Source organism: Pseudoalteromonas sp. RW-H-Ap-1 (assembly GCF_048318575.1).
Lineage (GTDB): Bacteria > Pseudomonadota > Gammaproteobacteria > Enterobacterales > Alteromonadaceae > Pseudoalteromonas.
The window spans coordinates 2,603,087-2,627,812 of sequence record NZ_CP166996.1 but is presented as its reverse complement, the minus strand read 5'-3'; the positions used below and the strand labels follow the sequence as shown (position 1 = coordinate 2,627,812).

The window sequence follows — 24,726 nt, the reverse complement described above, 5'->3', positions numbered from 1 at the left end:
GGGACGAACAAACTGGAGAACCCCAAAATGAAATTTAAAAACTTAGTTGCCGCAATGGGTGTGGCTGTTACAACATTTGTATCTGCACAAGCGGTTGCATTAGAAGACGGTATTCCTGAGTATCAAAAAATTAGCGGTGTATCAGGTAACTTTTCATCAGTAGGGTCTGACACATTAGCCAACATGATGACCTTTTGGGCTGAAGAATATAAGCGTATTTACCCAAATGTAAATATTCAAATTCAAGCGGCAGGTTCGTCTACTGCGCCACCAGCACTAACTGAAGGTACGGCTAACTTAGGTCCAATGAGCCGTGCAATGAAGTCAAAAGAGATTGAAGCATTTGAAAAGCGTCATGGCTACAAACCAACACAAGTGCGTGTAGCAATTGATGCGTTGGCCGTATTTGTACACAAAGATAACCCAATCGAAGGACTACGCATTGATCAAATCGATGCTATTTTCTCATCAACTCGTAAATGTGGTGCATCAGAGCAAGTAAATCGCTGGAGTGATGTTGGTCTAGAAGGTGATTGGGCTGCAAAAGACGTGCAATTATACGGACGTAACTCAGTATCAGGTACTTACGGTTACTTTAAAAAGAAAGCGTTATGTAAAGGTGATTTTCGTAATAACGTGAACGAGCAACCGGGTTCTGCTTCTGTTGTACAGTCAATTTCAGCGTCGTTAAATGCGATTGGTTACTCTGGCATTGGTTATAAAACATCAGGTGTGCGTACTGTTCCGTTATCGAAAAAAGGCACTAACTTTGTTGATGCTACACTTGAAAACGTAGCACAAGGTAAATACCCACTATCACGTTTTTTATATGTTTATGTAAATAAACACCCAAATAAGCCACTTGGCCCAGTAGAAGCTGAGTTCTTAAAGATGGTACTTTCTCAAGAAGGTCAAAAAATAGTAGAAAAAGATGGCTATGTACCACTTTCTGCAAAGTTAGTTGAACTAGAGCTTAAAAAGTTAGGCTTGAAATAAGCAGCTAGCAGCCAAAGCAAATAATAAAAAACCGCTCATTGAGCGGTTTTTTTGTTTTACTTAATATTATTTAGTTTGTTGCTTTACCTAAGTTTTCAGCTTGTACTTTGCATTGATTGTAAGCCTCAATACATTTTGATGAACAAACCTGCGATTTAAGACTATCGGTGGTTGTTTGCTGTTCGCAGCTGGTTTCACATTGATAACTTTGTTGAGCACACTGATTAAGTGCTGGATTCCCCGGCTGGCTCTGGCAGCCAGCAATAACTGCAAACGAAAAAGCCACGAGGCTAGTTTTAAAAAAGTTTTCATGCTTATCCTTAAAATGAGGCCACACCAGTATTAAACTTCAACCTGAATATTGTCGATTAATCTAACACTACCTAAAAAGGCGGCAGCTAAAATTACAAATCGTGTATCTTCGAGTGTAGCAGCTTTTAATGTATCTCGTTGAGCTATCGAAAAATAATCTGGTTTTAGGCCTGCGTTTTCTAATGCGTTCTTTGCTTCACTTTCTAATGTAGCAAAGTCTTTATTACCGCTTTTTATTTGCTGCGCACAATGCTTTAAGGTATTAAATAAAGCAGGAGCGGTTTGTCTTTCCTCAGTTGATAAGTACCCATTACGCGAGCTCATGGCAAGGCCGCTAACTTCACGCATGGTAGGTACACCAATAATTTCTACTGGTATTGATAAGTCAGTAGCCATGGTTTTAACAACTTGTAGCTGCTGAAAATCTTTTTCACCAAAACAAGCATAATCAGGCTGTACTAAATTAAATAGCTTAGTAACAACAGTCGCTACGCCTTTAAAGTGACCTGGGCGTGAACCACCACAATATCCCATTGAAATACCAGGCACATCAACAAAGCTTTGCGCGCCTAAACCATTAGGGTAAATAGTCTTAACACTGGGGATAAACAAAATGTCTGTTTCAAGATCAGCTAACCCTTGCTTATCAGCATCTAGAGTACGCGGATAACTGTCTAAATCTTCGTTAGCACCAAATTGCATTGGGTTAACAAAAATGCTCACTACCACTTTATCGGCCAGTGTTTTAGCTTTTTCTACCAGTGAAAAATGACCACGGTGTAAGTTGCCCATAGTAGGAACAAATGCCACGCTTAAACCGGCTTGGCGCCAGGTTCTAATCTGACTGCGTAATGATTTTATTTCAGTGATTGATTGCATTATTTAAACTCGTGTTCAGCGCTTGGGAATACGCCGCTTTTGACATCGTTACAATACTTTTTAACTGCAGCAGGCATATTGCCTGTTTCGAGTAAAAAGTTTTTTGAAAATTTAGGAATATAACCTGCAGAAATGCCCACCAAGTCGTGCATAACCAAAATTTGACCATCGGTTACATTACCTGCACCAATCCCGATTGTAGGGATGCTCAATGACTCTGTAACGCGTTTTGCTAAGGCACTTGGAATACATTCAAGCACCAGTAGTTGAGCACCTGCGGCTTCTAATGCTTTTGCATCGGCAATAATTTTTTGCGCTTGCGCTTCTTCACGGCCCTGGATTTTAAAACCACCGAATACATGCACAGATTGCGGTGTAAGCCCCAAATGGCCACACACTGGAATACCTTGTTGGGTGAGTGATTTAATGCTGTCATGCAGCCATTCACCGCCTTCAAGTTTGACCATATTAGCACCTGCACGCATCAGCTCTGCAGCATTTTTACACGCATCATTTGGGTTTGCGTAGGTCATAAACGGTAAGTCAGCTATAACAAATAAATCACGGCTTCCTGCGCGCACACAGCGAGTATGGTAGGCAATTTCTTGGTTTGTAACCGCTAAGGTATCATCGCCACCTTGTAATACCATACCCAAAGAATCACCAACTAAAACAACATCAACGCCGTTATCATGAAATAACTTAGCAAAACTAGCATCGTAAGCTGTTAACGCAGTGATTTTATTACTTTCAGCCTTCATTTTATTCAAAGTTGAAACGGTTATTTTAGACATAATATTCTCGCAGACAATGGCCTTAATTAATTACCGTGGTAATTGTTGTAAGTCGTTAAGCGGTAGGGTATTTGCTATCTGTTGGATAGATGCGCCGCTAGGTAAAATCAGTTCTGGTGCAATTTCTTGCAATGGGTAAACAACAAATTCTCGCTCAGTTAACCCGTAATGAGGTACGGTTAAACGTTCGGTATTTAAAATGTGTTCACCAAATAATAAAATATCAATATCAAGTGTGCGTGCGCCCCAGCGCTCAGCCTTTCTAACTCGACCATGTTTCAGCTCTATGGCTTGGGTTAAATCGAGTAGTTGCTCTGGCTCAAGTGAAGTGTTGATACAGGCGACTGCATTCACATAATCAGGTTGATCTTGTGGTCCCATAGGCTTGCTCGCATAATAATGCGAGCAGGCTATAAACTCGCTGCTTGGCAAGCTTTTAAGTGCAATAACAGCGTTATCAAGTTGTTTTTTAGGGCTGTTGAGGTTTGCACCTAACCCCAAATAGACACGTTGCATTATTTACTCAGCTGGCTTTTTAGTAGTACGACGACGAGGTCGCTTGCGTGGCTTTGGGCCACCTTGATGACCAAGCTCTCGTACCATTTCTTTTTGGCCATTAATATCTTGACCTAAGTATTGTGTCCACCACTGTGCCAGCTCTGTATGCTCAGTTTCACCAGCATCAACACGCAATAGTAAAAAATCATAAGCGGCTTTAAAGCGCGGTTGCTGTGTTAAACGATAGGCACGCTGGCCAGCACGTTTATCTAAGCGTTGTTGAATATGCCAAATATCACGGGCACCTAAAGTAAAGCGTTTTGGTACGGCAATATGTTGGGCATTCTCACTCAGTACTTTATTAATTGCTTGAGCAAATGCATCGTATTCTGATAGTTGCTCTTGGCGTCTAATTTTTTCAGTACGCTCAATCAGCGGGAACCACAGTAATGCTGCAAATACGAATGCAGGAGTGACTTTTTTATCTGCATTAATACGGATATCAGTGTTGGCAAACATTTGCTTTATGAAGGTTTCTTCAAGTCCACCAGGGTTTTTATTTAAAATACGGTCTAGCTCAGGAAATAATGACTTAAATAAACCGTACTGACGCAGCATTATAAAGTTTTGCTGTGCTTTGCCGTTTAAAAATAGCTTGAGTATTTCTTCAAATAAACGCGCTGGCGGAATATTATCAAGCAAGCTCGCTAATTCGGTAATCGGCTTTTCGCTTGCTGGCGCTATTTGCATATCTAACTTGGTGGCAAAGCGCACTGCGCGAAGCATACGTACCGGATCTTCACGGTAGCGTGTTTCAGGATCGCCAATTAACTCTATTTGTTTTGCTTTGATAGCGGCTAAGCCATTAGCGTAATCGTAAACACAAAAATCATTAATCGAGTAGTATAAAGCGTTGATTGAAAAATCACGACGTTCTGCATCTTCTTCAATGCTACCAAATACGTTATCGCGAAGAAGTTGCCCATGTTCACTTGACTGGCTAATTTGATTTTTATCTTCTTGTGCTTCGTGATGGCCGCGCATTGTGGCCACTTCAATAATCTCACGGCCAAAAACAATGTGCGCCAAACGAAAGCGGCGACCAATTAAGCGACAGTTACGAAACAGTTTTTTTACTTGCTCAGGGGTGGCATTGGTTACAACATCAAAATCTTTAGGTTGTTGGCCTAACAATACATCGCGAATGCAACCACCAACTAAGTAGGCATCATAGCCACCATCTTTTAGGCGGTAGAGTACTTTGATTGCATTTGGGCTAAATTGTTTGCGAGAAATACCATGCTCACCTCTAGGGATCACTAACGGCTCACTGCTGATTGCGACATTTTCGTTATTGGCACTTGGGCCGATAATTTGTCGACAAAATTGAAAAAGCTTGGAAATAATAGTCTGTCTCCTAGAGAAGCGGTTGATTTGCTCGCCATTGCAATCAAAATCACAGCAAGTATTCGCTTAAAGCGTGATTCTTACCGTTTAATGTAATTAGCATATATTTAGGCGGCTATCATATACCAGCAAGGTAAAAAAATTAAGTTGCAGCACTGAAATTAAGCCATTTTTAACGATTTTATTTGAATTAATCACACGTAATACGTAATGGGAGGTTAAATCTGTATTTCGCGCTTAGCAGGAACAAGGCTTAAGTTAAAATGCGCCACGCCCCAAGCGAGTAATTGTTCTGTGTTTAAATCCATTAGTTGCTCATGTATTGGCAAGCCTAAAAATTCGAATACAGCTATTAAAGTGGGCTTTGGATTTTGTTTGCAAATTGCAGGGGCGTAATTTTGCTTAGACAGTTTAAACCCTGGTTTTGCTACAGCCAAAGGCAAATGAGCAAACTCTGGAATAGGGCAATTTAGCTGTTTAAATAAGCTAATTTGACGCGCAGTCGGTTCAATTAAATCAGCGCCTCGTACAATTCGGTTGATCCCTTGCTCAATGTCATCAATAACCACCACCAGTTGATAGGCAAATAAACCGTCGCTGCGTTTTATTATGTAATCTTCATGAGCGAGAGCTGGGTCCACGTCAATATGCCCTTGAATAAGGTCTCTATAATCAACGGTTGCATAACATTGAGTTAAACGTAAGGCATGACCTTGCTCACTTAGTTGGCTGTGTTTACATCGCCCTTGATAAATACCGCCGAGGGCTCTTATTTGCTTACGGGAGCATTGGCAGGCATAAACAAGCTGTTGTTGTGACAGAGCGTGAACGGCATCTTGATAAATAGTAAGACGCTGTGTTTGGTACACAACGTTTTCATCCCAATTGAGGTTATAGGCGTCTAAGGTATTTAGGATATCGGTGGCGGCGCCTTTTACAACGCGAGTGGTGTCTATATCTTCAATGCGAACTAACCACTTTCCTTGGTTAGCTTTTGCATCAAGGTAGCTACCTACAGCCGCCACAAGTGAGCCAAAATGTAACGGTCCGGACGGGGACGGTGCAAATCGGCCGCGATAGTTAGATACTTGCGCAGTAACGGCTGTAGAAGACATGGCTATACTTAATTAGCCGCGTCCAGATTGCTTTTCTTTGATTTCAGCAAGTGTTTTACAGTCTACACATAAATCAGCAGTAGGGCGCGCTTCTAAGCGGCGAATGCCAATTTCAATGCCACAAGACTCACAAAAGCCAAATTCGTCTTCTTTAATTAATATAATTGTTTTTTCAATTTTTTTAATTAACTTACGTTCGCGGTCACGAGTACGAAGCTCTAATGAGAACTCTTCTTCTTGTGCTGCGCGGTCAACGGGATCAGGAAAGTTAGCTGCTTCGTCTTGCATGTGTGATTTGGTACGATCAACTTCGTTACGTAAATCATTACGCCAAGTTTCTAAAATTGTTTTGAAATGAGCACGTTGTGCATCATTCATGTACTCTTCACCCGGTTTTTCTTGGTATGGTTCTAAACCGGCTTGAGCCAATAAACCATGTCTTTTTTGGTCTGGCATAACTCTCTCCTAAATCCTTAATTTAATGCCTCAGCATTAGCCGGCGGTATAAATAACAGAAACTCATACCCTAGGCAAATTTATTTTTAAATAATCGAATTAGCTTAACCCTGTTTGGTGATATAAAAGTAGTAAAAGTACTACTTATACTTTCTTATCACAGTATTGGTTTATAAACTGGCGTAGTTATATGGGCAATAATAATAAAAACAACTTATTTTTACTTTTTGACTAAGTATTTTTTTGGCGTAGCGCAATACCAACGTTTAAATGCGCGCTTTTACTCAACAAACGCTACTTTCTCAACTAAAGTTACCTCACTGGCAGAAATATGGGCTTTATAAGCTAATACTTCTACGCCTTGCGCAATCGCTTCGCTAAGTAATTGTGCATAGGTTGAATCTATATGCGCCGCTGCACTCACTTGTGTGATCCCTTGATGTAGCACCGCAAATAGTAATACCGCACGATGCCCTTGTTTTACCATTTCGATTAATTCACGAATATGCTTTTGCCCACGAACTGTTTGCGCATCTGGGAAGTAACCTTGGCCACTTTGTGGATGCTCTTCACTCAGCAGCGTGACTGATTTAACTTCAACATAGCAATTGGCTTTACTGCTGTGGGTAAGTAAAAAGTCGATACGGCTGTTTTCACTGCCATACTTCACTTCACTTTGGACTTGCTGATAGCCTGTCAGCTCTTTAATTACTTCAGCGTTAATCGCTTCTTCTACTACTTTGTTAGCAACGGCTGTATTTACACAAATAAGCTGTGATAAGTTATTTTGCGTCAGCTCTAATGACTGTGGGTACTTTCGTTTGGTGTTACTGCTGGTGGAATAAAAGGCATTAAAACCAGAGTCAGCACAGCCCGTCATTTTCCCCGTATTAGCACAGTGAGCGGTAAAAGTGTTGCCATCACTGAGCTCTAAATCGGCTAAAAAGCGTTTGTAACGTTTTAATAACGTAGCAGATTGTAATGGCGGGGTGTACTTCATTAATGACTTCCTTATATAACCAGAATTCAGGCTAAGTAAAATAAGACTTTGCGGACTATTTGAGGTTATTTACCGCAAGCAGTTGGGAACTTAGGCGCGCTATAGTAAACTCGACCATACATTTAAGTGCAAGGATATTCTAACATGAGTGAAAAATTTGTTGTTCAATTAAGCGAGCAATCGGCACCAGGACACTGGGGCGAAAGTGCGTCACTATCTTTTAACGAACACGGCGCAACGGTTCATTTATCTGAGCAAGAAACATTAAAAAACGTGCAAAAAGCAGGTCGTACTATTGCAAGCCAAGGTATTAAAAGTGTTGTGCTTGAAGGCGATGTTTGGTGTACAGAGAGCCAATGGGCATTTTACCAAGGCTTTGTATCACCAAAAGTACTGCACGGTGTTGAGTTTGTTGATAATGCACAATCTGATTTAAAAGAGCTTGCTGATTTAAAAGCTTCAGCAACGTGGGCACGTGAAATGGTTAACGGCACCGCCGATGACATTTACCCAGAGAGCCTGGCAGAAAAAGCGGCAGAATTTATTCAATCACTGGCACCAGAGCATGTTAGCTACCAAATAATAAAAGGCGATGCGCTATTAGAGCAGCAATGGATTGGTATTCATGCTGTCGGTCGTGGTAGTGAACGCCCACCTGTATTACTTGAGCTTGATTACAACCCAACTGGCGATGATAACGCACCTGTAAGCGCAGCACTTGTAGGTAAAGGTATTACATTTGACTCAGGCGGTTACTCAATTAAATCTAGCGAAGGCATGTTAGGCATGAAGTGCGATATGGGCGGAGCTGCAACGGTAACTGCAGGTTTAGCGCTGGCCATTAATCGTGGTGTAGAAAAGCGCATTAAGTTGTTTTTATGTTGTGCAGAGAACTTAATTTCCGGTCATGCATACAAACTAGGTGACATTCTTACCTACAAAAATGGCACAACCGTTGAAATTGTAAACACAGATGCTGAAGGCCGTTTAGTATTAGCTGATGGCCTAATGGCGGCAGGTGAGACGGGTGCACCACTTATTATTGATGCAGCAACATTAACGGGCGCAGCCCTTGTTGCCGTTGGTCAAGAATACAACGCGTTATTTGCCCTTGATAAAGAGCTAGTACGTGAAGTAGAAGACTTTGCATCACAAGAAATGGAAGCCGCATGGCCATTACCGCTTGAAAAGTGGCATCAACAAAACTGCCCATCACCGTATGCCGATACAGCAAACAGCCGTGCACAAAAAGGCGGTGGCTATGGTGGTGCCTCAAATGCAGCAGGTTTCTTATCTCGCTTTGTGCCAAACGATGGTAAAGGTTGGGTACATATTGATTTAGCGGCAGCATTTAATATGGGTGGTGGTACTAGCCAGTGGGCTTCAGGTGCAACTACACAAGGTATGCGTACAGTAGCGCGCACCTTGCTTGAAAAAGCATAATCAACTCAGACTAAGCAATTAGTTAAAAAATAGGTGCCTAAGGGTGCCTATTTTTTTATCCGCCATACAAGCAATTTTGTTTTATTTACGGTAAAATCCTTCGCCAATACGTGTTTGGGCATCTATTTCATTTAAACCTCGCTCAAATATTATACATACCACTGGGATCCTTACTATGTCAGAAAAGTGCTATATCACGGCTCAACAATTACTTGAAGATTCATTCCGCGTAGCGGCACAAGTGTATAAAGATGGCTTTCGTCCAGATTTTATTATTGGTATATGGCGCGGTGGTGCTCCAATCGGGATTGCAGTTCAAGAATATTATGACTACAAAGGCATAGAAACCGATCACATTGCGGTGCGTACGTCGTCTTATTACGGTATTGGTAAGCAATCAAAAGAAATAAAAGTACATGGTTTACACTACATTGTTGAAAACGCGAATGCAGGTGACTCATTACTGATTGTGGATGATGTGTTTGACTCAGGTCGAAGCATCGTGGCGCTAAAAGAGAAGCTTTCTGAGCTAATGCGTTTAAACTTACCGAGTGATATTCGTATTGCTTGTCCATACTACAAGCCAAAAAACTCAAAAGTAGATACAGTACCAGATTACTACATTCATGAGTCTGAAGAATGGTTAGTATTCCCGCATGAATTATCAGGGTTAACGCCGGATGAAATTATTGAAGGTAAATCTGATTTAGCTAAAATCCACGATATTTTACTTGAAAAATAAACGTGACTTTGCTCAATAAAAAAGGCCTTAATGGCCTTTTTTATTGTCTTTAAAGTTGTGCAAAGCTATCTACATATTCACTGAGTTTAGGAATATCGACAGCTTGCAGCCCTTGTGTGCTTCGTTGCACTAGGTTTTTTTCAACCAACTCACTCACTACCCGTCGGTATGCACGCTCAGTGGTTGCAAAGCGTTCTGCTTCGGCGTTTACTGTAGGATAAGCCCGCAATAAAGTGGGGTTGTTATTCTCTGCACGTAATAAACAGTCTTTAGCAATGTTGTAGCTTAAGGGAAGTAGCAGTTTATCTAAGTTAATCTTTTGATTTTCTTGGAACTTAGCAGCAATTGTTTGCGCCGTGTATAGGCTCAACTCTGGTTTATCGAGCAATAATGAACGCCAATGCTTTAGCTCTATAAGATTGTACGTCACATCACTGAAGCAGGTTACCGTATAAATACACGGGTTATTATTCAGTGCTTCAATTTCACCAATTAAGGTGTTGTTGCAGTCGAGCTGACCAAGCAGCAGGCGTCGGCCATTCCCCACATCGTAACTAAACGATACAGTACCACTTCGCACCAATACCAACTTAGTGAGTGGTTGGTCTTGCTGTATTAATATTTCTTTTTTTGATTGCTGATAACTACTGCCGGCAAATGTCAGTAGCTGTTCAACAAGGTAACTGGAAAAATGGTATTGAAACATCAATCATGCTCTTCGGACAATTGTCCTATTTATTACACCTTAATGACGATAGCATTAAGATTAAGAATTTACGCTAACTTACCCACGCCGTTATTTATTTAATGGCGTTAAATGGCCTTCATTCTACCGTGTAATGATTAAAAAATTGTGGGTAAAACCAGCATATTTTAAGGTTTTATTGGTAAGTTAGCTTTTTTATTTAAACTGCTACGTAGCAGTTTTTAATAATGTACTAAAATTTAGCTAGTAATATTAACCTAAAGCCTAGGAGAGAACAATTGAGTTGGGAATATTTAGGTTATTTAGCATCTGCATTATTAGTTATATCCTTGACCATGACCGATGTAACCAAACTACGTTGGTTTAATTTACTTGGCTGTATTGCGTTTACTTTTTACGGTGCAGCAATCGGTTCTGTGCCGGTGGCATTTGCTAACGGCTTGTTAGCTCTGGTCAATAGTTATCACATTATTAAGTTATATCGTCAGTCTAAGGCTGATACAAAAAAGGGTTAACTTTTAAGTTAACCCTTTTTTGTTTTTACTCAGACTTTGCTGAATCTTTTTGATAGCGTAATTTACCGGCAATCCAGGTTTGCAGCACCTGAGTTTTGTAAAGCTCCTCAATAGGCACTTTAAAGTAGTCTTGATCAATTAGTATAAAATCAGCCCACTTACCTTGCTCCAAACTACCTACTTTAAACTCTTGATGCGCTGCATACGCGCCGCCAAGGGTAAACGCACGCAATGCATCTTCCCTGCTCAAAACTTCACTGGCGTGCCAACCGTTTTCAGGCAGTTGATTATGATCCATGCGCGTTATCGCAGAATATAAACCATCAAACGGGTTCGCCAGTTCGACAGGATAATCAGATCCCGCCGCAATCGTAGAGCCTTGGTCTAAAAATGTTTGCCAAGCATAAGCGCCTTGTAGTTGCTTGTCGGTTAAACGCTGCTCTGCCATATGCATATCTGATGTGGCATGCACAGGTTGCATAGATGGAATTATTTTCAGGGTTTTAAAGCGCGGGATATCCTCTGGCGAGACTATTTGTGCATGCTCCATACGATTGCGCAGTAGGATACCACCGGTTTGCTTAAATACATTTTGATAAGCATCTAGCACAATTTTATTCGCTCTATCGCCAATTGCATGCGTGTTAGCGCTAAAACCATTTTTAAAAGTCAGGGTAAATAGTTCCTCTAGCTTTTGTTGGGTTTCAAGCATAAGGCCAAAATGGTTGGCTCTATCAGCGTACTCTTCAATAAGCGCAGCACCACGTGACCCTAATGCGCCATCAGCATAAATTTTTACACTGCGGATAGATAAAAAGTCCTGCGCATCTTGATAACGGCCAGCTTTAAGCATAGCACTTAAGTCGGGGCTTGCTGCACTTAACATCGCTACAATTCTAAGCGGTAATGTGCCTAACTCGGCGCGTTGTTTGTAAACTTGCCATGTGGTTTTATCAATACCTGCATCATGAGTTGAGGTAATGCCTAGGCTCAGTAAGTGTTTACCTGCGGCATCTAATGCATTACTGACCGATTGTGCAGACGTTGCAGGCATATGTTGAGTAACCAAGTTTTCTGCTTTATCAATAAAAATGCCGGTGGGCTTACCAAACTCATCTTTTATAATTTCTCCGCCAGCTGGGGCTGATGTGTCAACGTTAATATTGGCAAGTTCTAATGCTTTTGAGTTAACCCAAATGGCATGACCATCTACTCGCGATAAAATAACAGGGCGATCGTTAACTGCTTTGTCTAAGTCAGCGGCCGAAGGAAAGCGAGTATTTGACCATAGTTCTTGATTCCAGCCTCGACCAATGATCCAACCTTCTTTATCTTTGGAAAATTCCTTGAGTTTAGCGGTTACTTCATCTACCGACTTTGTACCGCGCACATCAAGTTGCGACAAATTATTACCTAGCCCGATGACATGTCCATGCGCATCAATGAGCCCTGGGAGTAGAGTTTTTCCTTTCGCGTCAATTAGGGTTGCACCAGGAAAGCTATTTTTTAAGCTGTCTGGACCTGTTTTAACTACTTTGCCATCTTTTATAACTAAGGTTGTAAATGTGTTTACTTCGCCATGGCGCATTTTTCCTTTATACAAAGGTGAGTAGCCATTAGCATTATAAATGACTTGAGTTTGTGCTATTGCCACGCTAGTGACGGCACAAAGGCTTGCTAGTAATATCGGTTTTATTATTTTTATCAGTTGCATAAGACGCACATTGCTATTATTTGAACTATCACAGTAGCAAACTCAAATTTAGAATACCAATAGCATAATTTATTAAGCGTCGTATAAGTCACCTTTTAGCTAAAGCAAGCAACAAGTTGAGGGGGAAATAGGATGTGTTAACAATGGGAGTTAAACCTTCTCAAGCTTGATATTGTTAACCAAGCTTTGTTTGAGGAGGCAATTTATTTACTGGCGTACAAACTGTATTCGCTTAATGATAATTGTGTGTCTTTGTCACGGTCATAACTGCCAAAGCGTGACCATAAAGCAGGATCGCTGGCAGCTTCAGAGCGAGTTAAAAAGCCATCTTGGTTGCGGTCAAGTTTTTCAAATTTTTCGGCAATATAACTGCTTGTTGCAAAACTCATACAGCTAAAAACAGTCAGTGTTAGTAAAATAATATTTTGAAAATGCTTCATATAAATGCTCAGAACAGGTTAGTGGTTAAGTAGTTTTTAAACTCAGTTAAAGAAATTCTGTTGTCTTGATTTTCATCCCAATTTGAAAATGAGTTTAATAGCTGAGGCTGAGCAGCAAGCTCGCTGTGGGTTAAATACCCATCATTATTTGTATCTAAATGCTCAAAGCGTTGCTTTACATCAAGTGCGAATGCACTTTGGCTGATAAAAAGTAAAGCACCAATGAAGGGAAGCAGTATTCTCATAGTTGGCGTTCCATGGTGTATTTAAATTGCTGCAGTATTGAAAGAAAGCACTTGCCATAATTTAACTCCCAACATTAAATCCGTTTACACACTCCCTCAGGGATTATGGCAAATGCTTTTAACTCTATATTACGAAACGAAACTTGAATCTAAGCTTAAAGTTTAAAGTTATCGAACTCTTTTTTAGAAATCATCTCGTTATTGTCTTTGTCTAAATCAGTAAATTGCTTAAGCAGCTGTTTATCTTGTTTAGCCTCTGTAAGCGATATTTGGCCGTCCATATTTTTATCTAAATGCATAAAACGTACATTTAATGACGATGCCAATGCCGTCGCGCTAATAGCTAAAAATAGTAGTGAAAAAGCACCAATTAATTGTTTCATAAATATACTCCTTTATTTTACAAACTGTTTAAATTCATCGAACGATAATTGTCCGTCTTCATTTTTATCTATTTGTGCAAAATTCTCATGCAGTAATGCATCTTCACCAGCTTCCGCTTCACTTAATGTGCCGTTGCTGTCCTTATCTAGGCTGTAAAATGCTGTGTTCACATCAAGCGCAAATGAATGGATACTTGTGAAACATAACGCTATTAATACAGTAGATTTTAAATAACCTTGAGGGTCTGTTGACCTTTGCGGATTATTATTTGTTCAAGCTAGGGGCGGTTTAATCGCGGCGCGAGGTTTGTAACCTAGTGGGCTAAGTAAAAACCGAGCAACAAAGAGTAAATCGCCCCTAGGCAGAACCCAAAGGGCAGCGCCTGTTTGGCATTAATGCTGTGTTATCGCCTATTTATGGGGAATAACCACACCACATAGGCTCTGCCTTGCCTAAATACCAAACAGGCTGCTGCAAATTTAACCTTGAAAGATCAACAGACCCTAATCATTCCTTGGCCTTTAAAAATTAATATTTATAAGCGTAATGCAATTATGGTGCCAGTTTTTATTTTTATTAAAAATCAATAACTTAAATTTTTTGTGTGTTTTTAATAGGTAATATTTACCGACGGTTGTGTTTTTTATGCAACATTTTCTCAGTTAGGATTTTTTACTTTTTTTAAATCAAATGCTTAACTTGTCGCCATCGTGCGACATTGCAACGGTTTTACTCTCAAAAATGTATTTGGTTCAGCGAGTGTATAAGTTGAACGCTGAATAATAGAGCGCTTAAAAGTAGTGAAGGATTAGTGTATGCCTGTAATCATGGCTGAAAAATATAAAGCATTGGTGAATTGGCGTCCTAATTTGATTGGCCAGTTTGTAATGAGCATGCTGTTGTCACTCTTGCCTTTGTCTATTGTGGTTATTGTATTTTTGAATGTATTAAATAAACAATTAGCGGTCACGCAGCAAATTGTCAGTAATAACTACCAAGTAACCAAGTCGTTTAATGCACTTAAACAAGAGCTCAACAGTTTAGAAAGGGCAACAAGGCAAAATTGGGTTTTAAAAAGCGATTCGCTCGATAAACTTATCGTGGATAAATGGCAGTCATCGCTGGACAATATTAATCAGCTTAAGCGGCTTTCTAGCAGCCCAATAGACAATCAGCAATGGCAGCAGTTAACAGATACGCTAAAAACAGCGCATACCAAACTGGTGGTTGAATCTCTTGAGCAAGCAGAGTTGTTTGTGCCAATTAGTGAAATACTGGCAGAGCTAACGGTATGGCTGCGCGAAACCAATGAAGCCAAAATCACTCAAAACCAAATTAAACTGACAAATTTACAAGCCTCCTTTATAAACTGGTTAGTGGCACTTACGCCTTTAACCTTACTTGTTGGGGGTGGGTTTTTATGGCGGATAAGTGGCCGTTTAAAAGGTTTAACCTCCGTTATTGATAAATTAGGCCAAGGAGATTGGCAGCAAAAAATATCGGTGCAGGGATCTGCTGAACTTATTGAACTAGGTAACAAATTGCAGTGGGTGCAAGCGCAATTGCATATGCTAGAGCAGCAAAAAGATACGTTTTTACGCCATGTTACTCACGAATTAAAAACACCCTTGGCCTCTATGGTGGAGGGCACTGAATTATTAGCCGATGAAATTGTTGGGCCGATTAATAATGAGCAAAAAGCAGTGCTTGGGTTAATCAGTCAATCTATGGTGCGATTACGTACTATGATAGACAGTTTGTTAAGCTATAACGCGATTCGAACCAGTAAAGATAATGTGAGTGAAGTGGAATTTAACCAGCTCATTAAAAAGGTAAGTAATCATTTTGAACATAGGTTAAACGCACGAGAGCAGTCGCTTATTTGGCACAATAGCTTACCGACAGTTGCACTTAATTTACCGAGAGAATTAATTGAAATGATTTTAATTCAGTTAATCTCTAATGGTTTAAAGTTTTCAAAGCCAAACCAAGCTGTGTCGATTAGTTTAAGTTTAGAAAGTAATAACTTAATTATACAGGTTGCTGATGAGGGCTGTGGTATTAAAGAGCATGAAAAAGAACATGTTTTTGGCGCTTTTTATCAAGGTAAACACAGTAAAGAGATTAGTCTTCAAGGCAGTGGTTTAGGCCTTACCATAGTAAAAGAGTCGGTTGAACAGTTACAGGGTAAGTTAACTATTGAGCATAATGAGCCGCAAGGCTGTCGATTTAACATTGTCATCCCCTATAAAAATAAAGGAGTTAAATAATATGTCTGCGCGTTTAATGGCTATTTTATGGCTAACCAGCAGTCTCGTTTTTTTATCTGGGTGTGAATTAACAAACACTCAAACACCAGCTAAACCTGAGCTAATAGCTCAAACTCAGCCCGATAATAAAAGCAACCAGCCCAATCCAAAGCCGCGGCCAAAACTAGATCTTATGTATCCGCCCGCAGCGCAAGTTATTGCATGGCATGCCCATCAATGTGGTGGCTTTAAATTAACGCCTGACAATAAAACTTACTTAGGGGAGCAAGCACTTAAGGCATTTTTTAATACCGCATGCGTCAACCTTAGTCGCGACCCTGATACTGTTATGAGTCAATTGCTTAAGCTAGATCAGGCTTACTATTGGCCTGATGATATAAAACACTATTTATGGCTGCAAAAACAGCAGGTGTTAATGCAAATAAATGCCAAAAAACAACAGCAAGCATTAAACGCTGAAATGCAAAAAACCTTATCGTCATTAGCTGCAATCGAACAGCAACTTTTATTACGTGAAGAAACCAAGGAGCAGTAACTATGTCAGTCACACTTCCATCAAGCGCTAAAGTGTTACTCGTTGATGACGATGCCAGCTTACTGCAGTTACTGGCAATTCGAATTCAATCAAAAGGTTATGAAGTAACAACCTGTGATAGTGGCATGAATGCATTACAAATACTTAAAAGCCAAGTATTTGATGCGGTGATCACCGATTTAAGAATGGATGAAATGGATGGAATGGCACTGCACCGACAATTGCAAAGCCGCTACCCAGCACTACCTGTAATTATGATGACGGCTCATGGTTCAATTCCTGATGCGGTAGAGGCGACTAAGCAAGGTATTTTTGCCTTTATTACTAAGCCAGTTGATAAAGATGAGCTATTCGATAGCTTAGCTAAAGCCATAGAAATACATGGGGTGAATAATGATGATATTACTCCGCAAAGCAATATTGTTACTCGCAGTGGCGCTATGCTGCATTTGCTAGAGCAAGTTAAATTACTAGGTCCTACTCAGGTAAATGTACTTATTTCTGGTGCTAGTGGTACGGGCAAGGAGCTGCTTGCACAGGCAATTCATCAGCACAGCCATGTTAGTGATGGCCCATTTGTGGCTATTAACTGTGGTGCAGTCCCTGGTGAGTTATTAGAATCGGAGTTATTTGGTCACAAAAAAGGCGCATTTACAGGGGCGGTAAAAGATCACCAAGGCCTGTTTCAGCAAGCGCAAGGGGGGACCTTATTTTTAGATGAAATTGGTGATATGCCGCTAAATTTACAAGTTAAGTTATTACGCGTGCTGCAAGAAAAAACCATTCGCCCAGTCGGTTTTCAAGAAGAGATCCCCATTAATGTGCGAATTGTTTCAGCGACCCATAAAAACCTGCCTGAAGCTATTAGCAATCAAGAGTTTAGAGAAGATTTATATTATCGTCTAAACGTAGTAAATCTCAAACTTCCTCCGCTGCGAGAACGCCGTGAAGATATTAGCTTATTAGCTAACTTTTTTAGCGCTAATATTGCAAAACGTATGGAGCAAAAAGAAAAACGTTTTGCAAACGATGCCATGCATGCATTGGTAAGGTATGATTGGCCTGGTAATATTCGTCAATTACAAAATGTGGTGGAGCAGGTAGTTGCCTTAACACCAAGTGACGTTATATCTGAACATTTAGTGCTTAGTGCGTTAAATAGCAATGAAAATAACGTTGAGCCACTTTCGCTTAACGACGCTAAAAAAGAGTTTGAGCGAGATTACGTTATCAATACCCTGAAAATGGCAGGGGGTAATGTGGCCGAAGGTGCCAAGCTTGCCAAGCGTAATCGTTCTGATTTTTATAAGCTAATTAAAAAGCATGAAATTGACGTAGATAGCTTAATATAATTTAAAAAAGGAAGTGAGCATGCAGTTATTTATGGTGTATTTAGGTGGGCGTATTCAAGGTTGCCACATAGAAATGCACGACGTACGTTTTGTGGTAGGTCAAGACATTGAGCAAACTTATAGCAAGCTTAAAAGTCAGTGGGTAGGCGACAAAAATAGCGTACACATGGATAGCTACATGGCGGTTAATCACATTGATGGTTATAAAGTCGAGGTAGTTGATAGTTATGTAGAGCAAAATAAGCAGCTTTATTTTGTTAACTTAGGTGCTTACAGAAGCGACTCACTGGCAGAGCAACACGACTTTGCTTTGTATGTTGCCAGTAGTAGTGAAGAAGCAAAACAGCGCGCTAAAAATGATTTACTCGCAGGGCTTAGCCATCTACATAAAGATGATTTACATGACGTTGATGATTGCTTTGCTATAGATTTACTCGATAGCCAGCTGAATATTAAACTAACCCTAAGTGGTCAAGCACAAACAATTAAACCTGACTGGTTTGGTTATCATGTATTATAATAAATGAGGATTTATTAAGTTTATTAGGATGTTGTGTGAAAAAGTATGCGTTTATACTTTTGCTAGTTGGCTTAAGTGGCTGTAAATCACTGTCAGGTTTACCGCCCGTTGTTGATTTAAATAAACTGGTAAAGCAAGTAAAAAACGATCCTACCGACGTGGTTGCAATTCACAAGCAAGCACAAAAAACACACCGTTCTATTAAGGCACAGGTTGGTAGCGTAAAACAGCTTTTAGCCGCATTAGAAAGCGTTGTTGGGCGCAAGTGGGGTAAACAAAACACTCAGCAACCTAGTGCCAAAAAATACGTAAAATACAGTAATGATTACCAAGCTCGTGCCATTATTGATTTTGAGCAAGGCACTGTAAAAGTAGAAACCATCGCGTTAAAAAATACAATAAGCTTGTTACAGCAGGCTATTGTGATGACCTTACTGACTTCTAGCGATCCCGATAAAACCGATATTTTTACCAGCGAAGCGCCAATTTTAGAAGGCGAGCCGTTTTTATACCAACAAGTGCTCGATCAAGATAAGTTACCCATAAAATATAGCTGGCGTGCTAATCGATTTGCGCGTTATTTAGTAAATAATAACTTAAAAAAGCAACGTCAATATGGGCATGTTATTTCGTCGGTTAGTTTTGATTTAGTAGAGCAAAATGCTCATTTAAGAAAACAAAAATACAGTGACTATGTGCTTGCGGCTGCAAAAAAATATCAAATATCGGCAGCACTTATTTATGCCATTATTGAAACCGAAAGTAGCTTTAATCCACATGCGGTGAGTTCATCCAATGCCTATGGATTAATGCAAGTGATCCCGGCTACCGCAGGGCGCGATGTATACCAAAAAATAAAAAAAGTATCCGGGCAACCAACCAAAGCAGTATTGTTTAATCCAAAATATAATATTGATATTGGCAGCGCCTATTTAAGTATTTTAAAAAATAACTACTTAAACAAAATTAGTACCGACAAAAGTAAGCACTTTGCCATGATCTCGTCTTATAACGGCGGGGCGGGTAATGTTCTGCGTATATTTAATAAAAATAGAAGTGTGGCGTTTTCACAAATAAATCAGCTTACTGCAAGCCAGTTTTATAATATTCTCACCACTAAGCACTCACGTGCAGAATCAAGACGCTATTTATACAAAGTCACTAAAGCAGAAAAAAACTATCAGTAACTTATTTACTCATCATTTTCTTGTTGTTCACTTTTGGCTGCCATTTTAAAGGCTACTATTACTAAGCCAAACATAGCAAATGGGATTGCAGCTAACAAATACTCAACCAAATGGCTGTCTTGAAAATTAGCCTGCAGCAAGAAATGCCCTGCAACACACATAATAATAACTACCAAAAGGATGGGCAGTAACATAAGTTCTTTTTTTGCTGAGTGGTTTTTCATTCGCTGTTAGGTATTAAAAAATAATGCGCTATTGTAATGAGCTTAATAAAGCTTGGCAAACAACACAGATTTTTTAATGACTATTAGGTATGATTAACATCAAAGAAAAGCTTAAAAGTAGTGGTTGGGAATAAAGTGCAACAGAGTTTAAAGCAAGTTTACCTAGTGGGTGGAGCAGTGCGAGATAAACTGCTAAACATACAATCAAAAGATAATGACTATGTTGTTATTGGTGAAACGCCAGAGACAATGGAAGCACTCGGATTTTTACCCATTGGCAGCGATTTTCCGGTTTACTTACACCCAAACACTAAAGAAGAATATGCACTAGGGCGCACTGAGCGTAAAAGTGGTAAAGGTTATACCGGCTTTGTGGTGGATGCCAGCCCAAACGTAACTCTTGAAGAAGATTTAGCACGCCGAGATTTAACCATTAACTCTATGGCACTAGACGAAAACGGCACTATTATTGACCCTTTTAATGGTCAAGCTGATTTAAAAAATAAAATACTGCGTCACACCACACACGCATTTTTAGAAGACCCTGTTCGGGTATTGCGTATTGCTCGCTTTTTAGCGCGTTATGGTAGTGACTGGTCTATTCATCCAAGTACTACTGAATTAATGCATGAGCTTAAAAATAAAGGCGAGTTGGAACATCTAGTACCAGAGCGAGTCTGGCTTGAAACAGAAAAAGCGCTTGGCGAAAAACACCCTGAACTTTATTTTCAAGCATTAGATGAATTAGGTATTTTTCCTGAAATAGAGCAGATGAAAAACACCCCGCAGCCTGCAAATCATCATCCCGAGGGCGATGTGTTTGTCCATACTATGCTAGTGCTTAGACGAGCAGCCGATTTAGGCTTTAACCTAGAAACGCGTTTTGCTGCTTTAACCCATGACTTTGGTAAAGCGCTAAGCTATAAAAAACGCGGTAATTTACGCGGCCATGAACGTGAAGGGGTTGCTGTAGTTGAGGCCTTTTGTGAACGTTTAAAAGTGCCTAATCGCTTTCGTGATATAGGCGTGCTTACCAGTGATAACCATACACTTTGCCACACGCTTGAACAGTTAAGACCGCAAACTATTCATAAATTAATCGTCACTAATTTAAATGCGCTAGTGCATCCAGAGCGTTTTATTGCTTTTACTCAAGCGTGCCAGTGTGATGCACAAGGAAGAGGTGAAACGCTGGTGGATAAGCCCTATCCACAAGCCGCTAAATTACGTGCTATTCACAACGAACTACAAAAAATGGATAAAAAGCAGATAGTGCAAGACGCGCTTAAAAACGGCAAAAAAGGTCCCGAAATAGGCGAAACGGTCAAGCAGGCTGAAATAGACTGCATTAAAGCGTTTTTAAACACTAATACTCCCAAGGTCACTTAAACTGATTGTAATATTGCATTAAGTTATTTTTAAACGTCCTTGCTATAACTAGGGTCTGTTGACCTTTCAAGGTTGAATTTGCAGCAGTCTGTTTGGTATTTAGGCAAGGCAGAGCCTATGTGGTGTGGTTATTCCCCATAAATAGGCGATAACGCAGAATCAATGCCAAACAGGCGCTGCCCTTCGGGTTCTGCCTAGGGGCGATTTACTCTTTGTTGCTCGGTTTTTACTTAGCCCACTAGGTTACAAACCTCGCGCCGCGGTTAAATCGCCCCTAGTTTGAACAAATTTTAATCCGCAAAGGTCAACAGACCCCAGGACGTTTCAGCCTTTTTTGCTCGTCACTTTTACCAAATAGCGATACAATTGAGTTTGCTTATCATTCTTAATAGTGAAAGCTGCATATCCATAATTGTATTTATCTTAAAAGGAGTTAATTTAATGACACCAGAACAAATTAACGCAAAATTAGCGATAAGCGAAGCTGAAAAAAAACGAGTTCTTGAAGATGAGTTTGAAAAACACTCATCTAAACCCTTTGATATTTTTAAGGGATTATTTGGCAGTTTTGCTTATATCGCATTTGTTTCATTGATGTTCCCAGACGTATTAGCTCAGCCTAGTTTTTATCTGTTGTTACTACTTATCTTAACTATAAAAGTTGAGGCGCAAGCAAAGGTGCAGCAAGCGCATAAGCGTATGGATACTTTGTATCGCTTGTTAAAAAAAGAGGCATAGCTTCTAGGGAACCTTTAGTTATTAAGTGGCAAGCTCACAGTAAATACCACCCCATTACCTTGCTCATTATTGTGCGCCGTTACTGTACCTTTGTGGTAATCACACACCAGTCTGACAATATAAAGTCCTAAGCCTAAATGCGGTTGTTGCTGCATTTGTTGGCTGCGCACCGATACCATAGAATCAAAAATATGTTCAGTAAGTCCCTCAGGCAATAAAGTACCTGTATTACTTACCGTTAAGGTTGCTTTGTTTTCATTTTGCTTAAGGCTGACTTCAATTGCTGTGTTAGCTTCACTAAATTCCAAGGCATTATTAATTAGCTTATCGAGCAGTTGCGCTATAAATTCAGGGGCACCTTGCATTGGCAGTGTGCTTTGGCAAATGTTGAGTGTAAATAACTGGTTAGGATAAGTAAGCTGGTAGCCCTGCATACAGCCACTAATCACTTTTTGTAAATCAAACTGCTCTGGCTCATTACTTTGAATACTTTGCTCAAGGCGGGTAGCTTCGCTCATAGTGGTAATTATTTTCCCTAAGCGCTCAACCCCTTCGCTGGCACGTTCAAGGTATTTTTGACTCAGTTCACTTTGCTGCAAGCTTTGTAAGTTTTCAAGAGATGAACGGACAACCGCAACCGGTGTGCGCAGCTCGTGAGATAAGCGCGACGACATATTTTCTAAATAATCGGTATAGCCACCAAGTCGGCTCACTATATTTGAAAAGCTACGCGACAGGTCGCCAATTTCGTCATTGGCATCGCTGTAATTTATATGGCCTGTTACTCGTCCTTGCGCATCAATGGCTTGCTCTGCTGTATCTCGTAGTCGCCTAATACGGCTCGATATACGCGAAGCAAAAAAGAACAAAGTGACTGTGCCAATTAACATGACCGCTAAAATCACATTAAATAGTTTTTCCAGCGATTTATTACGCAGTGTACGCACGCCATTGGTGGTTTCTTCAGCTATAACTGCGCCAATAACCTTATCCTCAATCCAAATAGGATACGCAGCGGATAATATTACCGCTTTGTTATCGGGAGTGAGTCGCCAAGACGAGGCCGGTTGACCTTTCAGTGCTTTGGCTAAATGAGCGCCTTGCATTGAAGCTACATCGTGTAAGGTATCTATAAATTCATCTTCAGGACGCGTTAAAATTTTATAATACAAAGGATGTAAATAGGCCTGTTCAAAGCGCTGCCACGCAGTTTTTGGCGCTTGATTTTTTAGCCCATCGGCCCATACGCCATCGGCATTTTGAATACTGCCCGATTGCGCTAATACACGGTGATGATTATCGACCACCCATATGCGACTGCCGCTGTGTCCCATGCCTTTTAATATACGGTTTATTTCAGGGGAGGGCACCAGTACCGAACCTAAATCATTCGGGTTATTTAAGTTCGATGTAGACATAATACTAGGGGTTTGGTTTGGTTGTTTACTATCAACATCGGCAATGGCAAATCCCAGTTTATTGCCAAGCATACTCAAAGGAAAGCGCAGCTCAAGGTTGTAACCAGTGTCAGTTTTTTTAAAGAAACCCTGAATTTTAGTAAAAGGCATTTTACTGTTGGCATCAAATGCGTTGACCCAGCCATCTTGGCGCGGAGCAATAACATAAGTATTAAATTGCCCATCGGGGTTTTTTAGGCCAACTTTTACGTAATCGTTATTGGTAATGCTGAGGCTGTTTTTGGCACGGTATACTAAAGCATCGTCAGTGACTTTAAATACTGCATATAAGTAATTATCAAACTTACCTACCATGTGGCTAAATGATAAGTTGCTTAGCTGATGGTTATCATCGGCTGTTTGTAAGTAGCGTTTGTCATAAAGCCAAAATAGCGATTGGTAAGCGTCCCAGTCGCTGAGTTTACCATCGAGTTGAATTGGGCTCTTTAAATTATAAGCATAGAGATCGCGGCCTTTTACAACTTGATCTAAAAAGTTGGTTTGTTCGTCAAATAAAGCGGGTCGTTCGTGCAGGGCAGTTGCCAGTGCACGTGTAGTGCCTACGAGCGTTTTTTCTTGGCCTTGGCGTAAAAACTTTTCCATTTCCCATACGTATTCGTAGCCTAACCATGGCAACAAAAACAAAAAGCATGAAAGTAGAATAAATTTACTGCGTAGGCCAAATCTTAGCATGTGGGTTGCTCCCACCTGTAACCCATGCCATACACGGTATCAATGCAGTCAAACTGGCTATCGAGTGCTATAAACTTTTTGCGAATGCGTTTTACATGAGAGGTAATGGTGCTGTCGTCTACATAAATTTTAGCATCGCTCATTAACTCATTACGGCTTTTAACGTGGCCAGGTCGTTGGGCGAGTGAATGCAGCATCCAAAACTCAGTTACGGTTAAATCAACCAACTGTTGCTGCCAAAGCACCTGCATGCGTTGCGTGTCGAGTGTTAGTTGACCGCGAATTATTAATGCGTTGGCATCGGCGGGTTGCTCTAATGCTTCCATGCGGCGAAATAACGCACCAATACGCGCGGCTAAATGCGCTAAGCTAATATCTTTGGTTAAGTAGTCATCGGCGCCCATGCGCAGGCCGCATACGGTGTCTATTTCGCTGTCGCGAGCGGTTAAAAAAATAATTGGTAAGGTTTTAGAAAGTGAACGCAAAGTTTGGCACAGTAAAAAGCCGCCATCTATTTCATGGCCTAAGCCAATATCAACAATGGCTAAATCGGGGAGTGCTTCTTTAAAAGCGACTTCTGCTTGAGGGCGGTTTTCATAACCACTTACCTGATAGCCTTGAGCGCTCAGCATTTCTATGTAGTTTTCGCGAATGGCAGTTTCATCTTCAACGATAGCTATTTTTTTCATTTTTATTAATTACTCATATTGACTTA

General features: G+C 40.4%; 28 protein-coding genes. 11 read left to right on the top strand and 17 right to left on the bottom strand.

Features of this window, described 5'->3' with window-relative positions; genetic code table 11:
- Positions 1–27: 27 nt before the first annotated feature.
- A complete protein-coding gene (locus AB8618_RS12635) occupies positions 28–996 on the top strand; it encodes a PstS family phosphate ABC transporter substrate-binding protein (RefSeq protein WP_413400727.1) in 969 nt (322 codons plus the stop codon).
- A gap of 70 nt (positions 997–1,066) precedes the next feature.
- Here AB8618_RS12635 and AB8618_RS12630 read toward each other — a convergent pair whose 3' ends face one another.
- From AB8618_RS12630 to sfsA, 8 genes are all read right to left on the bottom strand, one after another.
- The gene (locus AB8618_RS12630) at positions 1,067–1,282 is read right to left on the bottom strand and encodes a hypothetical protein (protein ID WP_409423801.1); all 216 of its coding nucleotides are present in this window, start codon (positions 1,280–1,282) and stop codon (positions 1,067–1,069) included.
- A 56-nt stretch (positions 1,283–1,338) separates the two neighbouring features.
- Positions 1,339–2,187 carry a pantoate--beta-alanine ligase gene (panC, locus tag AB8618_RS12625; RefSeq protein ID WP_413400725.1) on the bottom strand — a complete coding sequence of 283 codons (849 nt, stop codon included), beginning with the start codon at positions 2,185–2,187 and terminating at the stop codon, positions 1,339–1,341.
- Positions 2,187–2,981 (bottom strand): 3-methyl-2-oxobutanoate hydroxymethyltransferase, encoded by a 795-nt coding sequence (gene panB / locus AB8618_RS12620; RefSeq protein ID WP_008111181.1) that lies wholly within the window; start codon positions 2,979–2,981, stop codon positions 2,187–2,189. Before panB ends, panC begins: the two co-directional genes overlap by 1 nt.
- 30 nt (positions 2,982–3,011) lie before the next feature.
- Positions 3,012–3,497, bottom strand: coding sequence for a 2-amino-4-hydroxy-6-hydroxymethyldihydropteridine diphosphokinase (folK, locus tag AB8618_RS12615; protein ID WP_409423799.1), 486 nt, complete (start codon positions 3,495–3,497; stop codon positions 3,012–3,014).
- 3 nt (positions 3,498–3,500) lie between these two features.
- Positions 3,501–4,799 (bottom strand): polynucleotide adenylyltransferase PcnB, encoded by a 1,299-nt coding sequence (gene pcnB / locus AB8618_RS12610; RefSeq protein ID WP_178956512.1) that lies wholly within the window; start codon positions 4,797–4,799, stop codon positions 3,501–3,503.
- 305 nt (positions 4,800–5,104) lie between these two features.
- Positions 5,105–6,001 (bottom strand): tRNA glutamyl-Q(34) synthetase GluQRS, encoded by an 897-nt coding sequence (gene gluQRS, locus AB8618_RS12605; protein WP_413400723.1) that lies wholly within the window; start codon positions 5,999–6,001, stop codon positions 5,105–5,107.
- A 12-nt stretch (positions 6,002–6,013) separates the two neighbouring features.
- Positions 6,014–6,457, bottom strand: coding sequence for an RNA polymerase-binding protein DksA (gene dksA / locus AB8618_RS12600; protein WP_008111170.1), 444 nt, complete (start codon positions 6,455–6,457; stop codon positions 6,014–6,016).
- Positions 6,458–6,737: 280 nt separating this feature from the next.
- Positions 6,738–7,457, bottom strand: coding sequence for a DNA/RNA nuclease SfsA (sfsA, locus tag AB8618_RS12595; protein ID WP_413400722.1), 720 nt, complete (start codon positions 7,455–7,457; stop codon positions 6,738–6,740).
- 144 nt (positions 7,458–7,601) lie between these two features.
- On the opposite strand from sfsA, the gene pepB reads away from it, so the two are divergent.
- Together pepB and AB8618_RS12585 are read left to right on the top strand one after the other, a co-directional pair.
- Positions 7,602–8,900: an aminopeptidase PepB gene (pepB, locus tag AB8618_RS12590; RefSeq protein WP_131691598.1), complete on the top strand. Its 1,299-nt coding sequence runs from the start codon at positions 7,602–7,604 to the stop codon at positions 8,898–8,900.
- A gap of 175 nt (positions 8,901–9,075) precedes the next feature.
- Positions 9,076–9,642 carry a phosphoribosyltransferase gene (locus AB8618_RS12585; protein WP_010387648.1) on the top strand — a complete coding sequence of 189 codons (567 nt, stop codon included), beginning with the start codon at positions 9,076–9,078 and terminating at the stop codon, positions 9,640–9,642.
- A gap of 49 nt (positions 9,643–9,691) precedes the next feature.
- Here the strand turns inward: AB8618_RS12585 and AB8618_RS12580 are convergent, their stop codons facing one another.
- Positions 9,692–10,348, bottom strand: coding sequence for a Crp/Fnr family transcriptional regulator (locus tag AB8618_RS12580; RefSeq protein WP_076918373.1), 657 nt, complete (start codon positions 10,346–10,348; stop codon positions 9,692–9,694).
- A 278-nt stretch (positions 10,349–10,626) separates the two neighbouring features.
- Between AB8618_RS12580 and AB8618_RS12575 the strand changes: the two genes are divergently transcribed.
- Positions 10,627–10,863 carry a YgjV family protein gene (locus AB8618_RS12575; RefSeq protein ID WP_409423793.1) on the top strand — a complete coding sequence of 79 codons (237 nt, stop codon included), beginning with the start codon at positions 10,627–10,629 and terminating at the stop codon, positions 10,861–10,863.
- Positions 10,864–10,888: 25 nt separating this feature from the next.
- Here the strand turns inward: AB8618_RS12575 and AB8618_RS12570 are convergent, their stop codons facing one another.
- The 5 genes from AB8618_RS12570 to AB8618_RS12550 all read right to left on the bottom strand — a co-directional run bounded on the left by AB8618_RS12570 (position 10,889) and on the right by AB8618_RS12550 (position 13,858).
- Positions 10,889–12,577, bottom strand: a complete 1,689-nt coding sequence (locus AB8618_RS12570; RefSeq protein WP_413400720.1) for an amidohydrolase — start codon at positions 12,575–12,577, stop codon at positions 10,889–10,891.
- A gap of 203 nt (positions 12,578–12,780) precedes the next feature.
- Positions 12,781–13,017 carry an EF-hand domain-containing protein gene (locus AB8618_RS12565; RefSeq protein ID WP_138609162.1) on the bottom strand — a complete coding sequence of 79 codons (237 nt, stop codon included), beginning with the start codon at positions 13,015–13,017 and terminating at the stop codon, positions 12,781–12,783.
- An 8-nt stretch (positions 13,018–13,025) separates the two neighbouring features.
- Positions 13,026–13,262, bottom strand: coding sequence for an EF-hand domain-containing protein (locus AB8618_RS12560; RefSeq protein WP_409423791.1), 237 nt, complete (start codon positions 13,260–13,262; stop codon positions 13,026–13,028).
- A gap of 155 nt (positions 13,263–13,417) precedes the next feature.
- Positions 13,418–13,645 carry a hypothetical protein gene (locus tag AB8618_RS12555; protein WP_076918368.1) on the bottom strand — a complete coding sequence of 76 codons (228 nt, stop codon included), beginning with the start codon at positions 13,643–13,645 and terminating at the stop codon, positions 13,418–13,420.
- Positions 13,646–13,657: 12 nt separating this feature from the next.
- Entirely contained in the window at positions 13,658–13,858 is a 201-nt protein-coding gene (locus AB8618_RS12550; protein ID WP_413402875.1) for an EF-hand domain-containing protein, read from the bottom strand.
- 603 nt (positions 13,859–14,461) lie between these two features.
- Here AB8618_RS12550 and AB8618_RS12545 point away from each other — a divergent pair.
- Genes AB8618_RS12545 through AB8618_RS12525 form a run of 5 tightly spaced genes read left to right on the top strand, consistent with a single transcriptional unit; the run spans position 14,462 to position 19,510 of the window.
- Positions 14,462–15,916: a sensor histidine kinase gene (locus tag AB8618_RS12545; RefSeq protein ID WP_413400718.1), complete on the top strand. Its 1,455-nt coding sequence runs from the start codon at positions 14,462–14,464 to the stop codon at positions 15,914–15,916.
- Position 15,917: 1 nt separating this feature from the next.
- Entirely contained in the window at positions 15,918–16,451 is a 534-nt protein-coding gene (locus AB8618_RS12540; RefSeq protein ID WP_054201834.1) for a hypothetical protein, read from the top strand.
- A 2-nt stretch (positions 16,452–16,453) separates the two neighbouring features.
- Complete coding sequence (locus AB8618_RS12535; protein ID WP_413400717.1) at positions 16,454–17,803, top strand: sigma 54-interacting transcriptional regulator; 1,350 nt, start codon at positions 16,454–16,456, stop codon at positions 17,801–17,803.
- Positions 17,804–17,822: 19 nt separating this feature from the next.
- A complete protein-coding gene (locus AB8618_RS12530) occupies positions 17,823–18,323 on the top strand; it encodes a DUF1543 domain-containing protein (protein ID WP_413400716.1) in 501 nt (166 codons plus the stop codon).
- Between the two features lie 35 nt (positions 18,324–18,358).
- Positions 18,359–19,510: a murein transglycosylase domain-containing protein gene (locus AB8618_RS12525; RefSeq protein WP_198523620.1), complete on the top strand. Its 1,152-nt coding sequence runs from the start codon at positions 18,359–18,361 to the stop codon at positions 19,508–19,510.
- A 5-nt stretch (positions 19,511–19,515) separates the two neighbouring features.
- Here the strand turns inward: AB8618_RS12525 and AB8618_RS12520 are convergent, their stop codons facing one another.
- Positions 19,516–19,734: a hypothetical protein gene (locus AB8618_RS12520; RefSeq protein ID WP_036981490.1), complete on the bottom strand. Its 219-nt coding sequence runs from the start codon at positions 19,732–19,734 to the stop codon at positions 19,516–19,518.
- A gap of 135 nt (positions 19,735–19,869) precedes the next feature.
- On the opposite strand from AB8618_RS12520, the gene AB8618_RS12515 reads away from it, so the two are divergent.
- Both AB8618_RS12515 and AB8618_RS12510 read left to right on the top strand, forming a co-directional pair.
- A complete protein-coding gene (locus tag AB8618_RS12515) occupies positions 19,870–21,123 on the top strand; it encodes a multifunctional CCA addition/repair protein (RefSeq protein ID WP_413400715.1) in 1,254 nt (417 codons plus the stop codon).
- Between the two features lie 441 nt (positions 21,124–21,564).
- Positions 21,565–21,861 carry a hypothetical protein gene (locus AB8618_RS12510; RefSeq protein WP_138606914.1) on the top strand — a complete coding sequence of 99 codons (297 nt, stop codon included), beginning with the start codon at positions 21,565–21,567 and terminating at the stop codon, positions 21,859–21,861.
- 14 nt (positions 21,862–21,875) lie between these two features.
- Here the strand turns inward: AB8618_RS12510 and pdsS are convergent, their stop codons facing one another.
- Complete coding sequence (gene pdsS, locus AB8618_RS12505; RefSeq protein WP_413400714.1) at positions 21,876–24,011, bottom strand: proteobacterial dedicated sortase system histidine kinase; 2,136 nt, start codon at positions 24,009–24,011, stop codon at positions 21,876–21,878.
- On the bottom strand, positions 24,005–24,700 hold the full coding sequence (pdsR, locus tag AB8618_RS12500) for a proteobacterial dedicated sortase system response regulator (protein WP_008111124.1): 696 nt from the start codon (positions 24,698–24,700) through the stop codon (positions 24,005–24,007). Before pdsR ends, pdsS begins: the two co-directional genes overlap by 7 nt.
- Positions 24,701–24,726: the final 26 nt, after the last annotated feature.

Excerpts from the sequence above, each read along its gene's own strand:
- panB (WP_008111181.1), bottom strand. The coding sequence starts at position 2,981 with ATGTCTAAAATAACCGTTTCAACTTTGAATAAAATGAAGGCTGAAAGT.
- AB8618_RS12570 (WP_413400720.1), bottom strand. The coding sequence starts at position 12,577 with ATGCAACTGATAAAAATAATAAAACCGATATTACTAGCAAGCCTTTGT.
- AB8618_RS12535 (WP_413400717.1), top strand. The coding sequence starts at position 16,454 with ATGTCAGTCACACTTCCATCAAGCGCTAAAGTGTTACTCGTTGATGAC.
- pdsR (WP_008111124.1), bottom strand. The coding sequence starts at position 24,700 with ATGAAAAAAATAGCTATCGTTGAAGATGAAACTGCCATTCGCGAAAAC.
- pepB (WP_131691598.1), top strand. The coding sequence starts at position 7,602 with ATGAGTGAAAAATTTGTTGTTCAATTAAGCGAGCAATCGGCACCAGGA.
- AB8618_RS12530 (WP_413400716.1), top strand. The coding sequence starts at position 17,823 with ATGCAGTTATTTATGGTGTATTTAGGTGGGCGTATTCAAGGTTGCCAC.
- panC (WP_413400725.1), bottom strand. The coding sequence starts at position 2,187 with ATGCAATCAATCACTGAAATAAAATCATTACGCAGTCAGATTAGAACC.
- AB8618_RS12580 (WP_076918373.1), bottom strand. The coding sequence starts at position 10,348 with ATGTTTCAATACCATTTTTCCAGTTACCTTGTTGAACAGCTACTGACA.
- AB8618_RS12510 (WP_138606914.1), top strand. The coding sequence starts at position 21,565 with ATGACACCAGAACAAATTAACGCAAAATTAGCGATAAGCGAAGCTGAA.
- AB8618_RS12555 (WP_076918368.1), bottom strand. The coding sequence starts at position 13,645 with ATGAAACAATTAATTGGTGCTTTTTCACTACTATTTTTAGCTATTAGC.
- AB8618_RS12635 (WP_413400727.1), top strand. The coding sequence starts at position 28 with ATGAAATTTAAAAACTTAGTTGCCGCAATGGGTGTGGCTGTTACAACA.
- dksA (WP_008111170.1), bottom strand. The coding sequence starts at position 6,457 with ATGCCAGACCAAAAAAGACATGGTTTATTGGCTCAAGCCGGTTTAGAA.
- sfsA (WP_413400722.1), bottom strand. The coding sequence starts at position 7,457 with ATGAAGTACACCCCGCCATTACAATCTGCTACGTTATTAAAACGTTAC.
- AB8618_RS12545 (WP_413400718.1), top strand. The coding sequence starts at position 14,462 with ATGCCTGTAATCATGGCTGAAAAATATAAAGCATTGGTGAATTGGCGT.
- gluQRS (WP_413400723.1), bottom strand. The coding sequence starts at position 6,001 with ATGTCTTCTACAGCCGTTACTGCGCAAGTATCTAACTATCGCGGCCGA.
- folK (WP_409423799.1), bottom strand. The coding sequence starts at position 3,497 with ATGCAACGTGTCTATTTGGGGTTAGGTGCAAACCTCAACAGCCCTAAA.
- AB8618_RS12540 (WP_054201834.1), top strand. The coding sequence starts at position 15,918 with ATGTCTGCGCGTTTAATGGCTATTTTATGGCTAACCAGCAGTCTCGTT.
- AB8618_RS12560 (WP_409423791.1), bottom strand. The coding sequence starts at position 13,262 with ATGAGAATACTGCTTCCCTTCATTGGTGCTTTACTTTTTATCAGCCAA.
- AB8618_RS12520 (WP_036981490.1), bottom strand. The coding sequence starts at position 19,734 with ATGAAAAACCACTCAGCAAAAAAAGAACTTATGTTACTGCCCATCCTT.
- pdsS (WP_413400714.1), bottom strand. The coding sequence starts at position 24,011 with ATGCTAAGATTTGGCCTACGCAGTAAATTTATTCTACTTTCATGCTTT.
- AB8618_RS12585 (WP_010387648.1), top strand. The coding sequence starts at position 9,076 with ATGTCAGAAAAGTGCTATATCACGGCTCAACAATTACTTGAAGATTCA.
- AB8618_RS12565 (WP_138609162.1), bottom strand. The coding sequence starts at position 13,017 with ATGAAGCATTTTCAAAATATTATTTTACTAACACTGACTGTTTTTAGC.